General features: G+C 40.9%; 16 protein-coding genes and 1 pseudogene. 14 read left to right on the top strand and 3 right to left on the bottom strand.

Annotated elements, in window-relative coordinates; translation table 11 throughout:
• Positions 1-612: 612 nt before the first annotated feature.
• From LQV63_RS11225 to LQV63_RS11190, 9 genes and pseudogenes are all read left to right on the top strand, one after another.
• A complete protein-coding gene (locus LQV63_RS11225) occupies positions 613-2,262 on the top strand; it encodes a hypothetical protein (RefSeq protein WP_233696777.1) in 1,650 nt (549 codons plus the stop codon).
• A gap of 637 nt (positions 2,263-2,899) precedes the next feature.
• Positions 2,900-3,973, top strand: a complete 1,074-nt coding sequence (locus tag LQV63_RS11220; RefSeq protein ID WP_233696776.1) for a YecA family protein — start codon at positions 2,900-2,902, stop codon at positions 3,971-3,973.
• An 848-nt stretch (positions 3,974-4,821) separates the two neighbouring features.
• Positions 4,822-6,990 (top strand): ATP-dependent endonuclease, encoded by a 2,169-nt coding sequence (locus tag LQV63_RS11215; protein ID WP_233696775.1) that lies wholly within the window; start codon positions 4,822-4,824, stop codon positions 6,988-6,990.
• Positions 6,972-8,855 carry a UvrD-helicase domain-containing protein gene (locus LQV63_RS11210; RefSeq protein ID WP_233696774.1) on the top strand — a complete coding sequence of 628 codons (1,884 nt, stop codon included), beginning with the start codon at positions 6,972-6,974 and terminating at the stop codon, positions 8,853-8,855. Before LQV63_RS11215 ends, LQV63_RS11210 begins: the two co-directional genes overlap by 19 nt.
• Positions 8,856-9,458: 603 nt before the next feature.
• A complete protein-coding gene (locus LQV63_RS11205) occupies positions 9,459-9,869 on the top strand; it encodes a TOPRIM nucleotidyl transferase/hydrolase domain-containing protein (protein ID WP_233696773.1) in 411 nt (136 codons plus the stop codon).
• A gap of 157 nt (positions 9,870-10,026) precedes the next feature.
• A complete protein-coding gene (locus LQV63_RS31760; protein ID WP_407672910.1) occupies positions 10,027-10,227 on the top strand; it encodes a DUF255 domain-containing protein in 201 nt (66 codons plus the stop codon).
• A gap of 320 nt (positions 10,228-10,547) precedes the next feature.
• Entirely contained in the window at positions 10,548-11,213 is a 666-nt protein-coding gene (locus tag LQV63_RS11200; RefSeq protein ID WP_233696772.1) for a metallophosphoesterase family protein, read from the top strand.
• A gap of 606 nt (positions 11,214-11,819) precedes the next feature.
• Positions 11,820-13,916, top strand: a pseudogene (locus LQV63_RS11195) (thioredoxin domain-containing protein).
• 1,026 nt (positions 13,917-14,942) lie between these two features.
• The gene (locus LQV63_RS11190) at positions 14,943-15,185 is read left to right on the top strand and encodes a hypothetical protein (protein ID WP_233696771.1); all 243 of its coding nucleotides are present in this window, start codon (positions 14,943-14,945) and stop codon (positions 15,183-15,185) included.
• A 3-nt stretch (positions 15,186-15,188) separates the two neighbouring features.
• Here LQV63_RS11190 and LQV63_RS11185 read toward each other — a convergent pair whose 3' ends face one another.
• From LQV63_RS11185 to LQV63_RS11175, 3 genes are read right to left on the bottom strand one after another with little or no spacing between them, the layout of a single operon-like run.
• Positions 15,189-16,595 (bottom strand): nucleoside recognition domain-containing protein, encoded by a 1,407-nt coding sequence (locus LQV63_RS11185; protein WP_233696770.1) that lies wholly within the window; start codon positions 16,593-16,595, stop codon positions 15,189-15,191.
• Entirely contained in the window at positions 16,573-17,304 is a 732-nt protein-coding gene (locus LQV63_RS11180) for a FeoB small GTPase domain-containing protein (RefSeq protein ID WP_233696769.1), read from the bottom strand. The genes LQV63_RS11185 and LQV63_RS11180 overlap by 23 nt, the downstream gene beginning before the upstream one ends.
• Entirely contained in the window at positions 17,301-17,555 is a 255-nt protein-coding gene (locus LQV63_RS11175; RefSeq protein ID WP_019420528.1) for a FeoA family protein, read from the bottom strand. Before LQV63_RS11175 ends, LQV63_RS11180 begins: the two co-directional genes overlap by 4 nt.
• 338 nt (positions 17,556-17,893) lie before the next feature.
• Between LQV63_RS11175 and LQV63_RS11170 the strand changes: the two genes are divergently transcribed.
• The 5 genes from LQV63_RS11170 (at position 17,894) to LQV63_RS11150 (ending at position 23,386) form a co-directional block, all read left to right on the top strand.
• A complete protein-coding gene (locus LQV63_RS11170; RefSeq protein ID WP_233696768.1) occupies positions 17,894-18,106 on the top strand; it encodes a hypothetical protein in 213 nt (70 codons plus the stop codon).
• 41 nt (positions 18,107-18,147) lie between these two features.
• On the top strand, positions 18,148-19,245 hold the full coding sequence (locus LQV63_RS11165) for an NAD(P)H-dependent flavin oxidoreductase (RefSeq protein WP_233696767.1): 1,098 nt from the start codon (positions 18,148-18,150) through the stop codon (positions 19,243-19,245).
• Between the two features lie 118 nt (positions 19,246-19,363).
• A complete protein-coding gene (locus LQV63_RS11160) occupies positions 19,364-20,983 on the top strand; it encodes a PASTA domain-containing protein (protein ID WP_233696766.1) in 1,620 nt (539 codons plus the stop codon).
• Positions 20,984-21,329: 346 nt separating this feature from the next.
• On the top strand, positions 21,330-22,211 hold the full coding sequence (locus LQV63_RS11155) for a GNAT family N-acetyltransferase (protein ID WP_233696765.1): 882 nt from the start codon (positions 21,330-21,332) through the stop codon (positions 22,209-22,211).
• A gap of 188 nt (positions 22,212-22,399) precedes the next feature.
• A complete protein-coding gene (locus LQV63_RS11150; protein WP_233696764.1) occupies positions 22,400-23,386 on the top strand; it encodes a phosphotransferase enzyme family protein in 987 nt (328 codons plus the stop codon).
• Positions 23,387-23,531 lie beyond the last annotated feature (145 nt).

Raw genomic sequence — 23,531 nt, 5'->3', positions numbered from 1 at the left:
GGTCTGCCCAGTTACATCAAGGCATATCTGTCGATTTCATGCTGCGAAAGTTGAGTTATTAACCTCCGAATAAAAAGTGGGAAAAAAGAGCCGGACACGTCTTATCGTGTCCGGCCTGTATGCATGATTGCTTCTCGCGAGGGCTACCTATTATACATAGGTATCAAGGATATAATATAGAAATGATTTTAATCTTTATGCGAAATAGTTCCGCCACGTATTGTGGGTGGTTAAAAAGGAAAACGCCGGAAATTGTCGAAAGAAAGTATAGGATTAAATAATCGTATATTATCGGTCAAATTTTTAACAAAAATACTCGTGGTGATTAGATTAACCTAAATCGGGCTGAATACACCAGAATCCCAGATAATTAGACAAAGTCATATTTTAACAATCTTGGAATACTTACTGATGTAAAGTTTAGTGTAAGAAGTAATGTTTGTATTAGATGTTTATAGACGTGCGGCGAGTTATTTTGGTAAAACCAATCCTAAAAATGACTTGTAAGTATGTAGACGACATTGCTATACGTGTATACTGAATCTAAAATACAAGCTCCTATGAAATGTGCCTAAGATAGATTGTGAAATTTGAAGGGGAAGGGAATTCGGAATGAAATGTCCATTTTGCTCAAAAGAAATTGATCTTTTAAGTGAAGAAATTGTTGCTGATTGTCCTCAATGCATGTTCTTTTTTTATTTAAAGCATACCCTGCGAATAATGTTTATTGCGTATTCAGATGTTGAAAATAATCAGGAAACATACTTTCATAACTTACACAGGGATATCTACGATCCGTTTATTGTACAATATCAAGATAGTATTACACCTAGAGAAGGTGCAATATCTATGGGTGAATATATAATAAGTCAAATTAAAAACTTAGTTAAGGGATACCCAAAGGAAGACCTTCTTTTTATGGTTGCAACATTAAGAGAAGCAGCGACTTGGAATATTTTCGAAGATAACATTTGGGCATCCTCACATTTAAGATCAATAGGTCATATTCTAACAAATTTAGTTGAGTCGTTTAACGAAGAGTTATTTGGTATTGACTCAATAATGTACGAGAATGATTTTGTAAGTATTTTGATTTTGACAGAAGAACTAGGGAAAATAGTGAGTAACGTATTTCATTCTAAAGTTTTCGGATGGGATAATAACTTATCGGATATGATAAAGACAAGGATTGAAAATGAAAAGTTGGATTGGTTCCATAGTTATTATGAAGTCAAAGAATTGCTCAAGCCTGAAGAAATAGAATTTGATGACGAGCAGATTAACTACTATTTACAGAATCGAAAAATGACCACATCTCAAATAAAAAAAGAAGTAAACGGAGAGTTACATAAATTATTTGGTTTTTCTACGCTTGATCTAAAAAAATTCAGAGATAAATGTATTAGAGTAGCTGAGAAGAACGGACAAATACTAGAATTCACATCTAGAATTCAAGGAATGGCAATGAAGGTTTGCTTTGTATTTATTGAACAACTATCGTCAATTGAAGTTGATAAAGAAATAATTGAGAATATACGAAAAAATATAACTTATATACCCACATATAGAAAGGGAAATCCCCTAATAGAATTATTAGACCCGTATATGGATTACAAGTTTTTATTTGAATATGAAAATTTAATAGCGTTTGGAGTATTAGATTCTGGAAATAGCATCAGTATTTTTGATAATTTATCAGTTACTGACCATTACATTCAGGATATTTTTGGTGAAAGGGCAACTACTCCGTTTAAAAAAGCGCAAGAAAAAATTGCATCATTAATGGCTTATAAGATTGCATATCACTTTGATAAAATAAATGATTACTATGTCCCAAAAATTCATAACGGAATACCAAATATTAATATAAAAATTATTCAAGGAAATGGTGTAAGGAAAAGAATAGTGGATGTTCATAACCAAGATTTAGGTGATGTTGACGTCATCGTGGTAGACATAATAAACAAGAAAATATTTAATATCGAAATTAAATACTATAAACCCTCAACTGGTTTTATAGAGATTTTAAAAAAGGATAAGAAAATTTTTGAGGATATAACGAAGATAAAAAAACGATCTCAATGGATTAAAGAAAACACTGACACCTTAATAACAGCTTGGGAACTACCACTTTATGAATATTTAATTGAGACAATAGTTGTTACTGCAAGACCGAACTATTTCGGCAAAGAATTAGAAAAACAAGAACAAGTTATTTACAAAACATTTGATGAAATATTAAGGACGAAAGATCGTATGTAGATTAGGATCGGACTAATATGATAAGCATACCCTTACCTATACTATAAGGCCAAAAGCTCGATTTAGGTGTGAAATGTCAATTTACTTGCTGAACCGAAGCATGTGCACCCCAAAATATACCATAGTTTTCAATTCGCACTATTGTCGATTATTGGAAAATGATGTATGCTCACACGTAGAGGGATATTAATGAAACAGTCAATGGCATGGAGATAGTTTCTAAATTTCTGTTGTTGGCTGACAGGGGCAGGATGCCTCTATACAGGACAGTTATCCATGATATGTGCGGACCTCGTTGCCTTGTCTATAATTGCAGGATTAACTCTGATCAGATTCTTCAGCATAATGTTGATGTCTGTTCCAAACAACAAGGAGGGGATGCGTATGAGTACTAAACTCTTTTTGTCGGCATTGCTTGAGACGTTGTGGGCTATGGTGGTCAGCGCAACTGCAGGATCTGTCCTGTCCCTGTGAGCCAACAACTTCTTTTACATTGATGTGAATAGTTCGAAACAATAAGTTAGATGTGACATTAGTCGCTCGAATGTACTGTCTATATTAGAAGGTATCTTTAGACTATTTAGGGTTTTAACATTAACGTTATTGCTATGATGAAAAAATGGTAGGAGCGATTTGATTGAATAAAAAGATAGGCCGAAATGACCAATGCCCATGTGGTAGTGGAAAAAAATATAAGATTTGTTGCTTGGGCAAAAACGACGATGAGGAATTTTCTAATCCAATTAATTTTCTAAATAACTATAAAACTCTAAAAAAAGAGTCTAGAATAAAACAGTGCTTGCATCCAGATAACGCATCTTGCTCTGAAAAAATAATTGGTGCTCATTCTTTACAAAACAATAAATTACTTAAGCGTATATCAAGCAATGGTAATGTTTATATGCCCTGTCCCAAAGCAGATAATCCATTTGCTCCTGTTACAAAATGGGGACGTAAAGAAGCGACAGTATTTACTGGTTTTTGCGGCCATCACGATAAATCTATATTTCAACCAATTGAAGATGGCGTTTTCGATAAAAGTGATTTACATATTTTCTTATATACATATCGATGTTTTGCAGTTGAATATCATAAGAAGCAAGAAGTTATTAATTTTCAGAAGAATATATTTAAAAGGAAGCCATCATTAATGGAAATGTCTATGGATGATGACCCATTTGGTGGAATGCATATGGCAGTTGATGATTTTCAACCAGTAAAACAAATATTTGATGATGCATTACTTACTGGTAAGTATGACGTTTTATCCAGCGTTGTATGGGAATTTCCAATAACTATTAATTTTGCAGCTACAGGGTTTGAAGCACCAAGTACTGATCTCAAAGGTAAGAAAATTCAAAATCTTTTAGATGTAGAAACACTGGCAAAACACATTTTTATATCAGTCTTTTCCGAGGAAAACAAAACGTATTGTATCGTTTCTTGGCTTAAAAGTAATGATGATCTTTTCAAAGAGTATCGCCAGCAACTCGAAGAATTGAATATACAGCAAAGAAAAAACTATATCAATAACACACTCCCAATCATCAGTGAGAATATTACATTAAACCCAGACTCTTGGGATAAATGGGATCAGTATAAGAAAGATGAATTTGGATCTCTTATTTGGGGAATGTCGGAAATATCTGAGCTAAGTGGGCTTACTTATAATCGATTAGAAGCCCCCATATTTGATCTATTTGAACTGTAATATTTCTTCATAACCTCAAACTCGGTTAATGTCACTTTAAATTAAGGGTTGATTACTGGAAAATGCAATACATTGTATTCTTTTCATGGCAATCAGATTTGCCGAATAACAAAAATAGAACCTTTATTGAGAGTTGTTTATTAATGCTTGGATAGATAATAATCATGGAGAATTTTTTTGATGAATCAAGGCTGGAGGTATATAAATCTCCTGCTCAAATGGATGTTAAACGTTCCATTAACACTGAGTTAAAATAAAGAATGTTAGCAAATAGACCTCCTGTTATCAATAGGCGACATTGAGTTCTCAATCACTGGTCACATTTTGGTCTCACTTCTTTAATTTTGAATGCTTCGGTTTGCTCAAGTGTAGAATAGTAAAACTCAAAAAAACCTTGTCCCCCGAGGCTTTCCCCCGACTATTCCTTAACGTACAAAACCCCATCTCTCCATTGGCAGCGATGAGATTAGGGGTTCGATCTCCCTTGGCTCCACCATATAACCTTGTAGCACCGGGATTTTCCGGTGCTTTTTAATTCTTTGTGGGCTTTTAAAATGGTTGAAAAACCTTCGTGGTCACACATCTAATTAGCTAGTATCCAAAAAAGGAAAATGGAGGAATGCGTCGAATTATAGTTCTAAAGATTGTATTAATCAAAATGTATTAGGAAAGATTGACTAATTTTATGTAATAATCCTATACGATTTAAGAATTTGGGTTAAGTGACATATCGGCATTCCGTTTTTATCAAGGTCACCTGATTTGTCAAATATTTTAAACCTTTTCAATAGTCTTCCTGAATGCAGAATACTAAAAAGCGCTAATTACAATGAATTGGAGTTGAAACTATGAAAATTAGTAGGATAAAGGTAAACAATTATAGGCTACTTAAGAAATTCGAACTCGATTTAGAGAGAGAATTGTCAGTAATTATAGGTAAAAATAATAGTGGTAAAACTTCCTTGCTTTCAATTCTGGATAAATTTATTGGAAAGAGAGCAGCTACAAATGCATTTTCGTATGATGATTTTAATATAGATTTCCAAAAAGAAATTCAAAAATTAGTTGAAAATGAAACGAGTGATGTAGTTGAAGACTTAAATATCGGAATATCACTAACTATTTTTATTGAATACGATGAGTCCGATAACTTAGCAAATATCAGCAAGTTAATGATGGATCTTGATCCTAAAAATAATACTGTTGTCATTAGATTTGAGTATGTCTTACTAAAAGAGGATCTATTAAAAATAAGATCTGATTATAAAAAATATTCCAATAAAACTATTACTGAATTTTTAAAAGATAACCACAAGAAATACTTTAAAATATTTAAGAAAGCCTTAAGATATGATCGTAATACTTCGGCTGAATGTGATAATGAATTTATTGATTTAGGGAAGGAAAATGTACTTCTTGAAAAAATAATTAATTTTAAGTTGATCAGTGCCAAAAGAAATGTTACCAATAACGATTCGGATAGAACTTTATCAGTTTTATCTTCGAAATATTATGAGAAGAAAGACGACAAAGAGAATAAATCTGAAAAAATTCAAGATTTCAAAGATACTTTAAGTGACACTGATGCTCATTTGGATAAAATTTATGAGGGATTATTTGCAGACGTAATTGGTAAAGTTAAAAAATTCGGTGGGATAAAAGAAGGGGAATCAGTAATAAAAATTGCTTCTGCTTTGCAACATAGAGAGCTTTTAAAAGGTAATACAACCGTCATGTATGATCATAACGCTGAACATTCCTTGCCAGAAAATTATAATGGGCTGGGTTACTTAAATTTGATAGCTATAATATTTGAGATTGAAATACTACTAAGTGAGTTCAGAATGGAGTCAAAAGAAAATGAAGCACCGGCTGATATTAATTTACTCTTTATTGAAGAGCCAGAAGCTCATACTCACCCTCAAATGCAGTATGTATTTATAAAGAATATTAAAGAAATTTTAAGGGAGGCTAGTATAGCGGGAGGTGGGAAATCCTTCAATTTACAAACAGCGATCACTACTCATTCAAGTCATATAACATCGGAAAGTGATTTCAATGATATAAAGTATTTTTATAAATCAAGTAATAATCAGGTGAGTTCTAAAAATTTAAAAGATCTCCAAAAAGAATATGGAGAGGATGAAGAAAAATATTTTAAGTTTTTGAAACAATATTTGACATTGTATCGTGCTGAATTATTCTTTGCAGATAAGGCAATATTCATTGAAGGTGACACAGAAAGGATTTTGTTACCAGCAATGATGAAAAAAATAGACCAGGAATATAAGGATAACCCTCTGCTTTCTCAGAATATTTCCATTGTGGAGGTTGGAGCTTACTCGCAAGTATTCGAAAAGTTTATTAACTTTATAGGGTTGAAATCTATAATAATTACTGATATTGATTCGGTTAAAAAAGTAGATGGTAATGGAAAAAGAAAAGAAGAGATAGCTAAATGTAGAGTTAAAGAAGCAAACACAACAACAAATTCTTCTTTGAAGTACTTTTTCGCTGCTTCTTATGATTATTATAAAGAATATGCAAATAAGGAAACGGCTGTTACTACAGAGTTAGAAAAGTTTGTTCCAAGCCAAACAAATGATCTTGATTTCTATTTGAGTTTAAATAAGACTGATAAAATTCTCCGTAAAGATGCCGAACTAAAACAGTGGGTGCCAGATGAAAATGGAAATATGTTGGTGATATATCAAATAAGTGACAAAGATTCAAATGGAAAAGAATACTGTGCCAGAAGCTTTGAAGATTCTTTCTTTCATTTAAACAGGCAGTTTATTATCGACAATAAAGAACACTTTAAAAGTTTGAAGAAGATAAAGCACTTTGAAGAAGAAGATAAAGACTCTTATTTTTTGGCTGAAAATTGTGTAGGCAAAAAACCCAATTTTGCAATGGAGATTTTGCTCAATAGTAAAGAAGAAAATGGCTTAGAGTTTTCTAATTGGGAGATTCCATTATACATAAAGGAAGGATTACTATGGCTGAAGAACAATTAGAAATTGAAGTTAGAGAAATATTTCAATGTATTAATAATAAGAAAAATTTCCTTTTAAGTGGTGGAGCTGGTTCAGGAAAAACTTATTCCTTAGTTCAATTTATACGGAAAGCACTTAATGATAATCCAATAGCTAAAGTTTCTTGTGTAACTTATACGAATGCAGCAGTGAAAGAAATTGAAGAAAGAGTGAACCATCCCAATTTACGAGTATCTACTATTCATGATTTTTTATGGGATAATATTAAAAACTATCAACGTGATTTAAAAAAAGAGCTAATTGGTCTCATAAATGATGAGAAATCAAATATAGTAAGTCCTGATGGTATAGTTGACATGACATATTTTGATGATTTAGAGGATGGAATTCAGTATAAAGAGTACAATCGTATAAAAGAAGGAATTGTTTCTCATGACGAAGTACTTGTTTTAGCAAATGTGATGTTTAAGAATCATTCATTACTGTGCGACATTTTAAAAGATAAATACCAGTTTATTTTTATTGATGAGTACCAAGATACAAGTCCTTTAGTTGTAGAAATATTCCTGGAGCATTTAGTAAAAAGTAAGAAGGAAAATATAATTGGTTTTTTTGGAGATTCAATGCAATCTATTTATGACGATGGTATTGGAGATTTGAAGACGTATATTGAAAATGGTTTGATCACTGAAATCCAAAAGAAACAAAATAGGAGAAATCCTGAATTAGTGATAAAATTAGCCAATAAATTTAGATTTGATGACTTGGTACAGGAACCATCCATGGATCCGAAAGCTCCAAATATGGTAAATGGAGTAGTTAAGCAGGGTAATATAAAATTTCTATACTCTGAAAATGCAAACTTAGAGGAAATAAAACAGACGGAATATTTTACTGGGTGGAATTTTAAAGATTCGAAGCAAACAAAAGAATTATATCTAACACACAACCTAATAGCAGATAAAGCAGGATTTCCTAGTTTGATGAATATTTATGATAAGGATCCTATAATTCGTTTGAAAAATGATATTAGAGCCAAAATCAAGAAAGATAACATTGTAATTGATGAGAGCAAGTCATTTGGTCAGATAGTAGATTTTGTGGCACTAAAAACTAGAAAACAGTTGAGAAAAGATCTTATAACTCAGGATTTAGAGTTAAATGCACTTTATAATCTATTAAAAGATAAGCCTTATTCAGACGTTAAGAATATTTTCTTGAACAAAGAGGCGTTAATTGACGATAAAAAACAAGATGAAGAAGATGAAAGTAAAAACGGATCAAAAAGAGATCCTTTAATCAAGCATCTTTTTAAAATTCAGTCTATTGTTCATCTATACAAAGAAAAAAAATACAATGAGTTTATTCGTAAAACAGAGTATTCTATAACTTCAATAGGAAAGAAGAAAGAAATCAATGCAATCATTTCAGAAATTGATAATTTTTCGAATAAAACAATTGAGGAAGTTATTGACTATTCCGATTCTAAACTAATTTGTAGAAAAGATGACAAATACAATAGGTTTATTCAAGAGAATGACTATGTATTTAGAAGAGTTAAGGAAGTGAAATATAGCGAATTTCAAAATTTATTTTATTATTTAGAAGGATATACGCCATTTTCTACACAGCACAAAATTAAGGGTGCTGAGTTTGAGAATGTATTAGTAATATTAGATAATGGCAAGTGGAATAATTTCAATTTCGAGTACTTATTTAGTGATAGGTCAGATAAAGAATCGGTGTATAATAGAACCAAAAAAATATTTTACGTGTGTTGCACGAGAGCTAAGGATAACTTAGTCTTATTCTTTCATGATCCTGATGAAACTATTGTTAGCCAAGCGAAAAAATGGTTTGGAGAAGAAAACGTGAAAAAAATATAATTAAGTATAGATATTCAAAATTCATTTATTTTATATCTAAATTAATGATTATCTTAAACAGTATGGGTCTGGTCACATTTTTGGTCACACTTTTTCATTTCCGAGCGCCGCGGTACACTCGAACGTAGAAACACGAAATTTAAAAAGCCTTGTTCCTCAAGGCTTTCATCCGCTTTATCCCTAACATATAGAACCCCATCCCTCCACTGGCAGCGATTAGGTCATGAGATTGTTCTACCAAAAGTCCGCCAGATTGGTAACCAAAATAGCAGAGATGGGCTGTTAAGCTCATTATCGAAAACTCATGTCCAACAGACATGGGTTTTCTTTTTGTTTTAGGGAAGCTTTAATAAAGTTGGAGAAGTGCCGATTTTATGGTGGCATGAAAAAAAGCAAGTCATTTCAAATTATTTAATAAAGTATAACTACAAAGTCTAAGATCCAAGAAGTTAGAAAGTGTCTCACTGCGGCATCGCCTAATACCGGATTCACACTACGGCCTTGCTCCGGACTGAAGTATTTGAAGTGGATTCGGTGTAGAAACAATCTCCTTCGCTATGTTCTCGCAAACCTAACGATAGGAGGAATAGGGGATGCTGGCAAGTGTCTCTTTTTGCTTTCTACTTGAGCATTTTTACGATGCAATGTTCGGCACGTTTATTATGCAATAAACAAGTAATAAACCCTTTATATGAAGCTGAAGGGATTTATGTATTGATGGTAGGTGGAATTGGTTTTAATAATTACTTTAGTATTCTAGAAAAACTAGGCATATCATGTGTCATAAAAACTGACAATGATCTTCGTGGATCAAGTGGCGGCAAGTTTAGTGTACTTGGCTTTTCACGTTGTAATAGATACATTGGTGAAAAGATACTACCGACATCTAGAATTGATAACAGCACAGTGAATGCAAAGAGAGAACTTTATAATGCCAATATAATTAAACCTGATATGATTCGTGAAGAATATGGTATTTATCTTTCTAAATGTGAACAATTTTATAATTATTGAAGAGGAGTTCCAAAAGTTATTGAATATATTACGATAACCTATTGTAGGGAGCTGGCTCAATCCTTATCAATTGGTATTTTCTCCACCTAATTGGGTAAAACACCTCAAAGCAAGCATTCCTTTTCCCTAATCCCACAACGAAAAGAGGTGATGCCCCATGACAACGAATCACATACCCAATAGATTAATCGCTGAGAAATCGCCTTACCTGCTCCAGCACACCCATAATCCAGTTAACTGGTACGCGTGGAGCGAGGAAGCTTTTAACGAAGAGAAAATAAGCCTATTTTCTTATCTATTAGGTATAGCTGACGTTGATGATACATACGTACATGTCATTGATGGGATGTTTGTGTGAATCAATTATTATGGCATAAGCTAGAATATGCCAAGATAACGGCTATTGCATGGAACTCTTTTCTTAGGAAGCGAGTGGATATAAGGGGGAGGTGCGAATATCTTTTTGCCACTCTCACGAAAATGATGTTCTATAATAGATATTTATCGTAAGCTGGACTAATGCTAAAATCCATATTTTGTCGGGAACTTTTGCGGCTCTTGTTTACGTTAATTTTGATTACCGATGCCTAAATGAATGCTAATATTAGCTGAATTCTAACCAATGGGGTATCGTGGTATGAGTAAGATTATATTGACTAAAGGAGATATAAAAGCCTTATGAATCTATTCGTCGTCGGGGATGTACATGGCTGTCTTCATACGTTTACAGGGCTTCTTGACCGACATTGGAATCCTGATAAGGAGCGACTCGTCCAACTAGGGGATTTAATCGACCGTGGAAACGATACGCCGGGAACGCTACTTTTGGCTAAGGAACTGAGAAAGAGGTATGGCGCGAACGCGGTTTTTCTCAAGGGCAACCATGAATACGAGTTTTCACAGCATATAGAGAATGGCCCTAACGAATATTGGCTTCCGCAATGTGGCTTTGAAACGCTGGATCAGCTTAGGTCCGCTAACATGGAGCTGCAGGAGGTATCAGAATGGATTAATGAGCTTCCGCTCGTTTGGGAGAACGAGCATGTACTGATAAGTCATGCTGGTATTGCAGATCAGGCAGAGTTCCCATTTGAAGAAGGAAATGAGTTAGGCGTGCTTTGGAATCGCACACCGTTGAAAAATATTGGCAGACTTCAAATTATCGGTCACACCCCATGCAAGTCTGGCCGTCCTGAGTATGAGGAGGCGTCTCATTCGTGGAATATTGATACCGGAGCCTATCGGAAAGTAGCAATGAGTGCTATTCGAGTCACCTCGCTAGGTGAAGTGCTCGAGATTGTTCAGTTTAATGTCGATCCAAGAGATGTGAGTGAAAACGATTAAGATCACGTAATGACTATGCTTACTGCACTAACGCTTCAAAGTCGACACGAAAAGACACCAAAGTTGGTTCAACCGGGTGATCAGAGCGTAAATCATATTGCCGATGTACGTCCTCTTTAAGCTGAAATCTGAAGACAGCAATCAATAGTCGTGCGGGCGTCTTTTTGACCCTAATACCCGATTCATGGTTGTTAACGAGGCAGATTGCCGACATTGAATATTATACATGGGTGGAGTTCTATAATAAGATTATTCATTCTGCTCAAGCAAACAATTTAAATATTTTAAATTAATTTCAAAAAGAACAAGATTTTCGAGGTATTCGCTTCATCCTCCAAAGCTGACTTAAGTTCCTGAATCGTCTCCGTGAACAGCCTGAGTCGTGACCAGCTTATTCTCCTTGATGAATGCTCGTAGTTGCTCTTTTGTCCATAGTACCGTTCTCCCCAACCTTTCCTACTACTTTCATTTTAGTAGGTTTTGGAGTATGCACTAACTATTTTACAGACTCATTTTTTATTTCTTGGGATTTCCTCACCCTTTTGGGTAAAATAACGCTAAGCTTTATTTTACCTAAATTTCTACAACGAAAAGAGGTGATGCCCCATGACAACGAACCGCAAGCCCAATAGATTAATCGCCGTGAAATCGCCCTATTTGCTTCAACATGCTTATAATCCAGTGAACTGGTACGCGTGGAGTGAAGAAGCGTTTGATGAAGCGAGACGAGAAAATAAGCCTATTTTCTTATCTGTTGGGTATAGCTGACGTTGGTGACCTACACGTACCTGTCATTGGTGCCATGTTATGGCTCATGAGTCGTTCGAAGATGAAGAGGTCGCTGCCATTCTGAATGAGCATTATGTGTCCGTCAAAGTGGACCGCGAGGAGCGACCTGACGTCGACCATATTTATATGGCGGTATGTCAGGCGATGAGCGGTCAGGGAGGGTGGCCGCTCACTATTATAATGACGCCGGATAAGAAGCCTTTCTTTGCAGGCACCTATTATCCGAAGCAGCGCAAATACGGCCGTTACGGCTTGATGGACATCCTGCCGCAGATTGCCAAGCAATGGGAGGAGGACGACGAGCGGGTAGCGGACATTGGCGAACAGATTGTCAAGGAAATCGAGAAGCAGATGCTTTCCAACCTGTCAGGTGAGGTGTCGGAGGCAACACTTGACAAAGCTTACGCTCATTATGAACAGACGTTTGATGCGGAAAATGGCGGGTTCGGTGGCGCTCCTAAGTTTCCGACATCGCACAATTTGTCTTTCCTGCTACGCTACTATTACCGTACAGGGAAGGAAAGAGCGCTCCAAATGGTGGAGAAGTCGCTTCAATCCATGTATCGCGGCGGGATGTATGATCATGTAGGATTCGGTTTTTGCAGATACTCGGTTGATGAGAAATGGCTCGTTCCTCATTTTGAGAAAATGCTGTACGATAATGCGTTGCTGTCATGGAGCTATCTCGAGGCATTCCAGCTGACAGGGAAGCCGGAGTATGCCCAGGCCGCCGAGCAAATTTTCACGTATGTAATGAGGGATATGACGCATCCGGACGGAGGCTTCTATTCCGCGGAAGATGCCGATTCGGAAGGGCATGAGGGCAAATTCTATGTGTGGGAACCTGATGAAGTCATCGAGGTATTAGGTGCTGAAGACGGAGAGCTATACTGCGATCTGTATGATATCACCATAGAAGGAAACTTCGAAGGTCACAATATTCCGAATTTGATCGGGCAAGATCTTGAAGCCTTTGCTAAAGCAAGAGACTTGAACCCTGAACAGCTGCGTGAACGGATGGAAGTGTGCCGTGCCAAGCTATTTGATTATCGGAAGCATAGAGTGCATCCTGGGAAAGACGACAAAATTTTGACGTCCTGGAACGGGCTGATGATTATGGCGATGGCGAAAGGGTACCGAACGCTGGGGCGGGAGGAGTACTTGCAGGCGGCTCGCAAAGCCGCGGATTTCATCATAGTCAACCTGAGGCAAGCGGATGGGCGGCTGCTAGCCCGGTATCGGGACGGCGAAGCTGCTTTCTCTGGTTACGTGGATGATTATGCTTTCCTTGTATGGGGTTTCATTGATTTGTATGAGGCGTCCTTCGAACTAGATTACTTGCAACTTGCACTTGAACTGAATCAGCAGATGCTTGATCTGTTCTGGGACGAGGGCAACGGTGGACTTTACTTTTATGGCCATGACAGCGAGGAGTTATTTACACGCAATAAAGAGATTTACGACGGTGCGCAGCCTTCAGGCAACTCGGTAGCGGCGATGAACTTGCTGAAGTTGGCGAAGCTGACCGGTGATGCGCGTCTGGCACAGATAGCAGAACGGCAGCTGGAAGCATTTGCAGGCGCCGTGGATCAGTATCCGACAGGTCATTCCATGTTTCTCATCGCTTTGGATTATGCTTACAGTCCTCCGTGTGAAATTGTTATTTGCGGCGATCCGAATGATGAAGCAACCGCACAAATGATTGCTGTGGCAAGCAACGGCTTTCAACCTCATGCTACAGTACTGTTGGTACCGGACGGGGAGGAGGGGGATCGAGTCAGGGAAATGATTCCGCTCGTTCAGGAGAAAGTTCAGCTTGGCGGAAAGCCAACGGCTTATGTATGCGAGAACTTCTCATGTCAGTCGCCGACCAATGAGGTTGGGGAGCTGCAGGACAAGCTGCAGTCTTTGTAGTTGAGTCGGTGTCGGCTGAAACATGCGAAATAGTCCCTGTTCTGATGCTAATGCACCAGAGCAGGGACTTGTCCGTTAGAGGCGGTTTGTCTATATTGTTTACGGTTACGTTTTGATAATTATCCTCTCAATCCCGAGTTATTTCTCGTAGATACATTCCGAGATTGCGATCTACAACCGTCTCCCGGATCATCACCGGATTGTACTATAACAACCAAGAGGATGAACAGAACAAGGGTAGTGGTCGTGTTATCATTTTATGTGGAAATTAGTCCGTTCTGAGTGAACAGTTCCAGAATAGCTTGGAGATTCTTATTGCAACTCTCTCCTTTCTATTTTCAGAGATTCATAGAGAGACATCCTCTCTACAATTCTATTCTATGAAAATAATAAGGAATTGCCTCAGCTATGCATCACTGTCCGCAAGAAAATGGTATTTCATATGATAGTCTTCTATGATGCTAATAAAAATTGCTATATAAGTGGAACTAAAGAAAGATCACATTTCCAGCTAATAACGATACGCTGTCAAGTACTTCTCTCCATTCTCCCTCTCGTTCAGAAGGGGCATCCCACCATAGGGTGAAGTTGACTTTGGTGCACATGTCTCTCCAGTAACATTGCTTCTCGGACGATGCAGCAACATCACCCTTAGATCACACCGCCTAGCGCCTGAGATATATGGGAATCGTTGTTACTTAGCGAAGGGGAGAGTGATCGGAAGCGCCGAACGGAGAGAGTATCGCCCCTCCAGTGTTTGAGATAAGCAGCGAAGTTGTATTAAACTCTAATGAAGAAATTCAATAGTTCAACTTATATAGAATAAGAATTTACATAGTAGAATCTCGTTTAAAAAATCGAACGATTATTCAAAAATGAACCAATATATAACATACAGAGGGAAGAGGTGATGAAATAAATAAGGAGATCACACCATACTTTCCTTATCCCTATAAAAAACCTTCAAATGCAACTCAAACAGGCATTGCTGTATTTTACGGATTGGAGCCATTAGAGCAAGCCAAGATGGAGGAGATGGTTAAGGAAGCAGAACATACCGGGCAGAATGTCATCGTCAGAGATTTAAGAAAAAGCAATCAAGCAGTTGGAATCAAGGTAGAATATGTGTGGCATAACATTGAACTTGAAATAACGATACTCACGACGACGAAGAGCCGCATTCACGTCCCGGATATGGAGCAGCATCTCATTGAAGCGCAAAAAAAGCACGAATCCGATACTGCCGGATTCGTGCTTTTGGTTTTGTAAAGGTCAAACCCATCCGAAAGCCCGAACGAGCTGGGCCGTAACGAACGTAACTGCAATGGCAATACCCAACGGGATGACCGCGGACAGAATGGTCCATTTCGTACTTTTCGTTTCTTTATAAATGTTGTATAAAGTCGTTCCGCAAGGGTAATGGAGTAAGGAGAACAACATCATATTTAATGCCGTTAACCAAGTCCATCCATGCTGCAGGAAGATTTCCTTAATGTTATCCAATCCGTCAGCATCGACCATTGCACCGGAAGACATATAGCCCATCAATAATATTGGCAGCACGACTTCATTGGCGGGAAGACCGAGAATAAAGGCCATAATGATAAATCCGTCGAGTCCGATCGCATGGGCGAACGGATCGAAGAAGGCAGCCATATGATTAAGAATACTGTCTCCGCCGACGAACACATTGCCTAAAATCCAGGTGATTACCCCGGCTGGAGCGGCGACGATAATGGCGCGCATCAAGACGTTTAACGATTTTTCTTTCGAAGAAAGCAGAATCGTCTTCCAAATTTGTGGACGTCGGTATGGGGGCAGTTCCAATGTGTAATGCGTCGGAACGCCGCGTAATGCCGTTTTAGATAATACCCATGACACAGTGAGGGTAACGACGATGCCGATCATCACCATGCCCATTACGACAGACGCAGTGGCTAAGGTTTGCAAGCCGCTGGCTACTCCGGCAGCCATGAACAACGACGATAGCAAAATTAAGGTCGGCCACCGGCCGTTGCATGGAACGAAATTGTTCGTCAGTATAGCGAGCATGCGCTCACGCGGTGACTCGATAATGCGTGTCGACAGAATTGCAGCGGCATTGCAGCCGAAGCCCATCGACATCGTTAATGCTTGTTTGCCGTGACCGCCAGATTTCTTGAACAACCGATCCATATTGAAGGCTACCCGCGGCAAATATCCGAAATTCTCGAGCAGCGCGAAGACCGGAAAGAAGATAGCCATCGGTGGCAGCATGACGCTGACGACCCAGGAGGTCCCACGAAAGAATCCGAGAACGAGCACACCGTGCAGCCAATCTGGAGCATGCAGCGCTTGGAATCCAGCAGTAATATATCCCTCCACTATAGCAAAAAATCTGAATATCATCTGAGAGGGAACGTTGGCGCCTGCAATCGTAATCCAGAATACGGCACCTAATATCGCCAACATAATCGGGAAGCCCCAAATCGGTGAAGTCACAATCTTATCCAACCGATAAGTGCTCTGCAGCTTTTTTTTGTCTTCATAATGAACGGATTCAGCACAAATGTCCCGTGTCGTCCGGTAAATATCGCTTACGATCCCGTCACGGACAGTCTCTCCATCAGCAAGGGTTCTGGCCTTGCTCAGAAGCGTGTCTAACGGATCTGACGCATTAGTGGCAAGCGGTTCTGCCATAACTTGCAACCTCCCTCACAGAATCCGGAGTCACCTCATTCATCCGTTTCTTTAACGAGGATAACAAGCTCTCATCTCCATCCAACAAGCGAAGCGCAATCCATCTCGTTGGATATTGACTGCCGAGATTCTCTCGAATGGACGGTTCTAGCTCTGCAAGCTTCCGTTCGATCTCATCGCTATATTGGATATGGATCGGATGCGGATTGATTTGTCCCGAGGCGACCAGCTTCACTTGCTTCAGGAGCTTATCGATTCCGATTCGGTTGCGGGCGGAAATCGCCACGGTCGGAACGCCGAGACGCTGCTCGATCTTCTGCAGGTCAATGCGAACGCCCAGCCGCTTCGCTTCATCGATCAAGTTGATGCAGACCACAGCGCGATTAGTCATTTCCAGAACTTGAAGTGCCAAGTTTAGATTCCGTTCGAGAGAGGTGGCATCAAGAACGACAATGGTGACATCAGGTTTTTCAAAAATAATGTAGTCCCTGGCCACTTCTTCATCAGTAGAGTTGGAATATAAGGAATAAGTGCCTGGCAAATCGATCATCCGGAAGGTCGTCTTATCATAACTGAATTCACCTTCGGCCATCATTACCGTCTTGCCGGCCCAGTTCCCGGTATGCTGCCTTAGTCCGGTCAATGTGTTGAATAACGTACTCTTTCCCGTATTCGGGTTACCCGCCAAGGCAACGGTGTATCGACTCATGATGTTTCACCTCCGATTATGTCTCCGAAAATTAGCGAGCTTTCCTCTTTACGAAGTGCAATCGTTGTATTATTAACCCGAAATGCGATGGGGTCGCCAAGCGGACTTTTTTGCAACACTTCCACGACATTTCCGGGAACAAATCCGAGATCCAGCAATCTTCTGCGCAGCACGCCCTGAACTTCAATCCGATTCAGCCGTATATGGGTTCCTGACTTGGCATTCGACAATGGCACGCTTGTTGTAGGCATAGTGATGTCTCTCCTTTTTCTATGCAGCGAATGTTTCCTAAGGACAAATTCATTGTTACAACATAATAAGGTTTGTTATATATATGCTACATAATTAGTATAGGTCAACAATATTTCTATGACAACAAAAAATTTCCCTAGGGCAAAAAGACCGTTTTACCGCCGCTGGATGGTCTTTGCTAGACTTACGCTCCCTTCGTAAAGTACGGCCAGATGGGCAGTAGGAAAGAAGGAATTTAAGGAAGGGATGTTGAATTTAACATCGTTATTGGATAGGAGGCGTAGTCTGCATGTATGCAATGTGCAAATGCTACGGGCGGGAAAGGAGCCGATAGGGCATGAATGAATTTAAGAATGTTTTTGCTGAACTGAAGCTGTTGTTGCAGGCTTACGAGGAATCGCTTGTGGTCAAGCAAGACACGTTCAGTACTTATTATGTAAACACGAAAAAGCATCCGTTAAAGCCTAGTGAAGAGGGATTCTTTGGCTCCGCCCAAATCAAAGAAAAATTATGTAAGCTTTCATTTGTTTCCTATATATGTGTTTCCTGAATTGTTGAATGACCATGATGTAATGAAAGGAGGTGTTACATTTGAATGGATATAACACGTTAACGGAACGGTTGCAGATACGATTTCCCGTCATTCAAGCAGGAATGGCGGGCGGGGCAACGACGCCGGCTCTTGTGGCGGCAGTATCCAATGCGGGCGGGCTCGGAACGCTCGGGGCCGGGTACATGTCTCCGCAGCATATTAAGGAAGCGATTCAAAAAATAAAGTCGCTAACAGACAAGCCGTTCGCCGTAAATTTGTTTGTTCCAGAAGCGCAGGTGGATGTTCCTTGCGTGCAGGAGCCAATTCAGACACAGCTCGCTTCCATTCGGAAACGGCTGCATATGGCAGGGGGGCAAGAGGCAGGGGCTAGTGAAGCCGTCTTTGATTACGATGCCTACCAGCGGTCTTTTGAAGAGCAGCTGTCGGTCGTAATTCAAGAGAAAGTACCGGTGTTCAGCTTTACGTTCGGCGTTCCTTCGCCGGAAATGATGCATCAGTTGAAAAGTAATGGAATCGTCGTCATCGGCACGGCCACCCATGTTAAGGAAGCACAAATTCTGGTAGCGGCTGGCGTTGATCTCGTCGTCGCGCAGGGAAGCGAAGCAGGCGGACACCGGGGCACCTTCCACGGAGCCTGTGAAGATTCATTAGTCGGCACAATTGCTCTCGTACCGCTCATTGCGGATCATGTATCTGTGCCCGTCATTGCAGCCGGCGGCATTATGGACGGGCGGGGCATGGCTGCTGCCATGGCGTTGGGTGCGCAGGGCGTCCAATTGGGCACCGCGTTTCTTGCCTGTGAAGAAAGCGGTGCTCATGAGGCCTATAAAGCAGCGGTACTGTCTTCTAATGAACGAAGCACTATCGTTACACGAACGTTTTCGGGAAAGCTGGCAAGAGGCATCGTGAACGACTTCATCCGTCAGCTACAGCCTCATGCCGAGCATGTGCCGCCCTATCCAATAATGAATCAGTTGACCAGAGATATTCGGCAGGAGGCAGCGAGACAATCCAATCCCGAATACTTGTCGCTATGGGCAGGACAGGCAGCGAGACTCGGCCGTCAGACAACTGCACATGATATTGTTGAGAAGCTGATTCATCGCTGGCAAGAGGTTGTGCATCAGATGAAATAAGGGAGATTTGTGAAAATAATTGATCGATTGTTGTAATCTTTGCAAAATCAGCCCATATCCTTCATAATGACAAAAGAGATATTTTATTAACAACGATGAATCGTGAAGGAGCAAGAGAATGAGTGCTTACATTGGGGAAAGATATGAACTTTGCAAGGTCATTCTACATTTAGCAGACGGAGTCTTATATGAAGCGATAGATCTATCCTTGAAGAGAGATGTGTTTATTTATCTTGTCGAAAATACGGGAACGGGGAAAGCCGAAGAAAGCAAGCGCGCTTTCGGTAAGGTGTCTCACTTTTCGAATAATCGTTTCTTCCACATGCTTAATGCAGGAACATCTGGGCAAAATTTCTTTGTCGTATTCTCTGCCTATACAGGAATGCCGCTCGTGCGATATATTCAGCACCATGCTTTAAGCTCACAGAAGATGCTGTCGATGGTGTACGAACTGGGTAAGAGCATCCAGGACGCGATGGAGGAACAGATTAGCCGGTTCCCGATTACTGTAGAGAACTTATGGATTACTGAAGACAATCAGATTATGATAATGAACTATTGGACGGAAGCCGAGCCGGGGCAATTCGGAACGATGGGATTATGCTATTTAATGTATCAATTAAGTACGCTGCATTTGAACGTTCCGGCGAACTACGACACGTATGAGAGCCGTTTGACAGCCGCCTTGAAGGATTTGGCGCCTGCTCAGAAGGAAGCGGTTCTAGGTCTCGTCCGACGCGTATATTCAGGGGATTCGTCCATGTTCTCTTTCATGGTAACCTTGCGCGAGATTATGGATCAGCCGAATGGTCCTGTCCTGTCGCGGATGCAGCCGACTTCAGCGGCTGCGGCACCTGTCTCGAATCTACAAGATGATGACGAGTCAGATGATGATGATTACGACGACTATGAGACGGAAGAAGAAGCTAATAGTCCATTTGCGAATGCAGAATCGGGATCGGACAAAGTCGGGCGCAGTAAAATGCTGCTCGTTGTTGCCTGTGCCGCGGTCTTCGTCTGTGTTCTCGGCGGCGCCGTGCTCTGGGCCAACTCCATATCGAAGTCGAATGAGACGGCAGCTATAACGGATAACAATCCTCCTGCAGAGACGAGCGAGAATACGGATTCCACTCCGGCGACGAACGGGGACGATGCAACGGAAACACCGTCCGATGAAGGCCAAGCAACTAATAACGAAAATAGCGATAGCTCGAATCAGCCTGAAGCATCGACTGATGACAGAACATCGACGGATAACAGCGGGTCGAAGAATGGCGGACAATCTACCGATTCATCTTCCGGAACGGGCTCTGGCGACAAGACAACCGGCACGAAGCCGGACAATTCAGGCGCTGCTGCGAATCCGGATGCCGGTTCAGGAACGGATACAGGCACGGATGCCAATCCAGACACGACTCCGGGAACGACTCCTGAGACTACTCCGGGTACGACACCAGATACGATGACGCCAGGAACAACGCCTGATGGAGGCGAGACGGGTACAGCGACGGATTCCTCGGGAGAGCCGGTTGTTGAGGGTCAGGTGCCGAGTTTGGTCGGTCTGACGAAGGAAGAAGCGGAGAAGGCGGTGCTCGCGGCCGGCCTTCGGTATAGCTTCGTCCTTGAGAACAACGAGGAGCAAGCACCAGGTCAGGTGTTCAAGCAAGAGCCTGAAGCAGGCGCTGCAGCAAAGAAAGGCGACCGTGTCAATTTCTATATCAGCCGTGAGAAAAAATAATAAGGCATGGTGAAGAAGGACTGACTTTGCAAGACGATGGATTGCAAGCCAGTTCCTTTTTTTGTCTTGCTTTAGCGTTGTTGCAATGCTTTAAGCTGCCTCTCATTGCGTCCATTGGATAACGTGCAGTAGAATCTACTCATTTCAACACAATAGCGCCACTTGATTGGAAATCTTCCAATCAAATGATGCTCAATTATAGCCTCAGTACGAGTTGAACGAAAATCTGTTGGACTCTTTCCAATGAAACAGCTTGTCATCGCATCTCATACCTCAAACTAATGGATGAAATCCAACAGAACTAAAGTACGTCATCTACAATTTGAAAAGGAAAGGATAGGTTGAATTGATTACGATTCGTCCTGGCGGCAATGCTGCCGAGTTGGTTGAATTTATTGCAGATCTCAATAAGGAAGAGACACATCATGTAGGGTATTGCGGGACGGAGAAGGAAGAAATCGAATCCGCCTTGCATGATACTTTTGACAGCATTGGCAAAACATTCTGGACAGCTTATCGAGCTGGAGAAATAATCGGGACGATCGGCTTCGACATCGATGAGGAGGAACGGGCAGCTGAGATGTGGGGGCCGTTCACACGAGCGGAAGATTGGTTGGATGTGGCTAAAGAGCTGTGGCATCAATCTGTAGCTGTGGTGAAGGAGCAGGTGAACGCGATATTGGGATTTTATGATGCGAATCATCGGCATGCCGCCGAATTCATGAGCCGTGTCGGGGGGCAGAACAGAGGAGAGCACCTCATTCTTCTCGCCACGCCATCTCTATTATCTGAACATTCCGCAGCCGGGGTGGATATTCAAGAGATTCAAGCAGACATGTACGAGCCATTTGTCCATCTCCACCAGGCTTGCTTCCCATCGGCTTATTATGACGGAGGCACCATCCTGAACAGACGCAACACCGATCATAGAGTGTTCGTCTGTACGACAGCGGATCGAAAGCTGCAAGGATATGTTTATGTGGAAGCCAATCCGGAATTCCAGGAAGGGAATATCGAATTTATTGCGGTCTCGCCGGAATATCGTCACCATGGCATGGGGGAAGCACTGTTGAGACACGCCCTACAATTTCTTTTTAAGGACAAGGGGATTCAAGAAATCTCGCTATGTGTCGATATGCATAATGAGAAGGCGATTCATCTGTATAAAAAAGCCGGGTTTACTGAGAGACGTGTACTCTCTCATTACCGTATCGAGCTGCACTCATAACCATTGAAGAAGAGGCTGCTCCTCAACGGTTGTATAATCTTGAAGTATACTAGAATCCTTGTCTCGCCCGATTGTGAACAGAGTCTTCTTACAACCAAGTAACGATTGTATGGATGGACGGGTAGGGTCAAGGATGTTCCCTGGCCAGAATGCAGACCGATACTATTCAAGTAAAGAGGGTGATACGGATGGATAATCATTCCATCGCAACCGAAGCATTGTCGTCTTATGCAGTACAATCGCCAATCATCGAGTTTATTCGTCACAATGAGAATTTGACGTATAAGATCACTGACGGAGTCAGTGGGTTGTCCTATCTGCTGCGGATTCATAAGCCTGTCCATGACGAGCTTCATGGACTGCAGCATTCCGAGGCTGGACTGAATGGGGAGATGCAGCTGCTGCAAGCGCTGGGAGAGAACTCCGCATTGAACGTTCAGGAGCCTGTCCGTAATCGTGAGGGAGAATTTGTTACCCGGGTTGCTTGCGGGGACACCTATATCCAGTGCACGGTATTGCAGTGGCTGGAGGGACGGGATTCTCAGCTAGACGATTTCTCGTCGAGGGATAATGTCCTTCAGTACGGACAGCAGGTCGGCATGTTGCACCGCTATACGAGCGGCTATGCATCAGATCTCGCTTGTGATAGACCTGCCTACGCCAGCATCGATGAGAACAGAGCCATGCTGGAGCGGCTGAAGTTCGGCCGTGAGCACGGTATATTTACTTCAGTGGATTACGACACAGTGAGCGAAGCATTCGCAATGATCAATTCCCGTCTCCAGACCTATGAGCGCAGTCCCGACACATGGGGGATTATCCATGCCGATATCAATAGAGGCAACGTCATTCTGACTGAACGGGGATTCACCATCATTGATTATTGCCTGTACGGACAAGGCTATTTTTTGTATGATGGGGCCGCCGGCGCACTGAGTGTTCCTTCCCGGGCACGGGATGACTTCATGGAGGGGTATGCATCGGAGTATTCTGCCCCCCGAAGCGGTACGCTGGAACTGCTCGAAGGGTTCATGCTGCTGCACATCCTCGGCTACTATTCGTTTCATATGATGAACAGCGCGGTTCATCCAAAGATGCGGGAGAAGATGCCGGTATTTTGCCAAAACACCCTGACTCCATTTTTAAGGGAGCGGCCGATATTTTATGAATTGTAATGGAGTTAGTCGCTTCCGATTCACAGAAAGAACCTTGACCGCAGAGGTCAAGGTTTCTTTTTTTTATTCCATATAACTAGATATGTGATTATTTATCGTGTTGGATGGGATGAACGGTGTTCTTATTGGAGGTATGGCGAATACG

The sequence above is a fragment of the Paenibacillus profundus genome, from assembly GCF_021369635.1.
In the GTDB taxonomy this organism is placed as follows: Bacteria; Bacillota; Bacilli; order Paenibacillales; family Paenibacillaceae; genus Paenibacillus_B; species Paenibacillus_B profundus.
The sequence above is the reverse complement of the archived record's forward strand: the minus strand, read 5'-3'. Positions and strand labels throughout refer to the sequence as shown.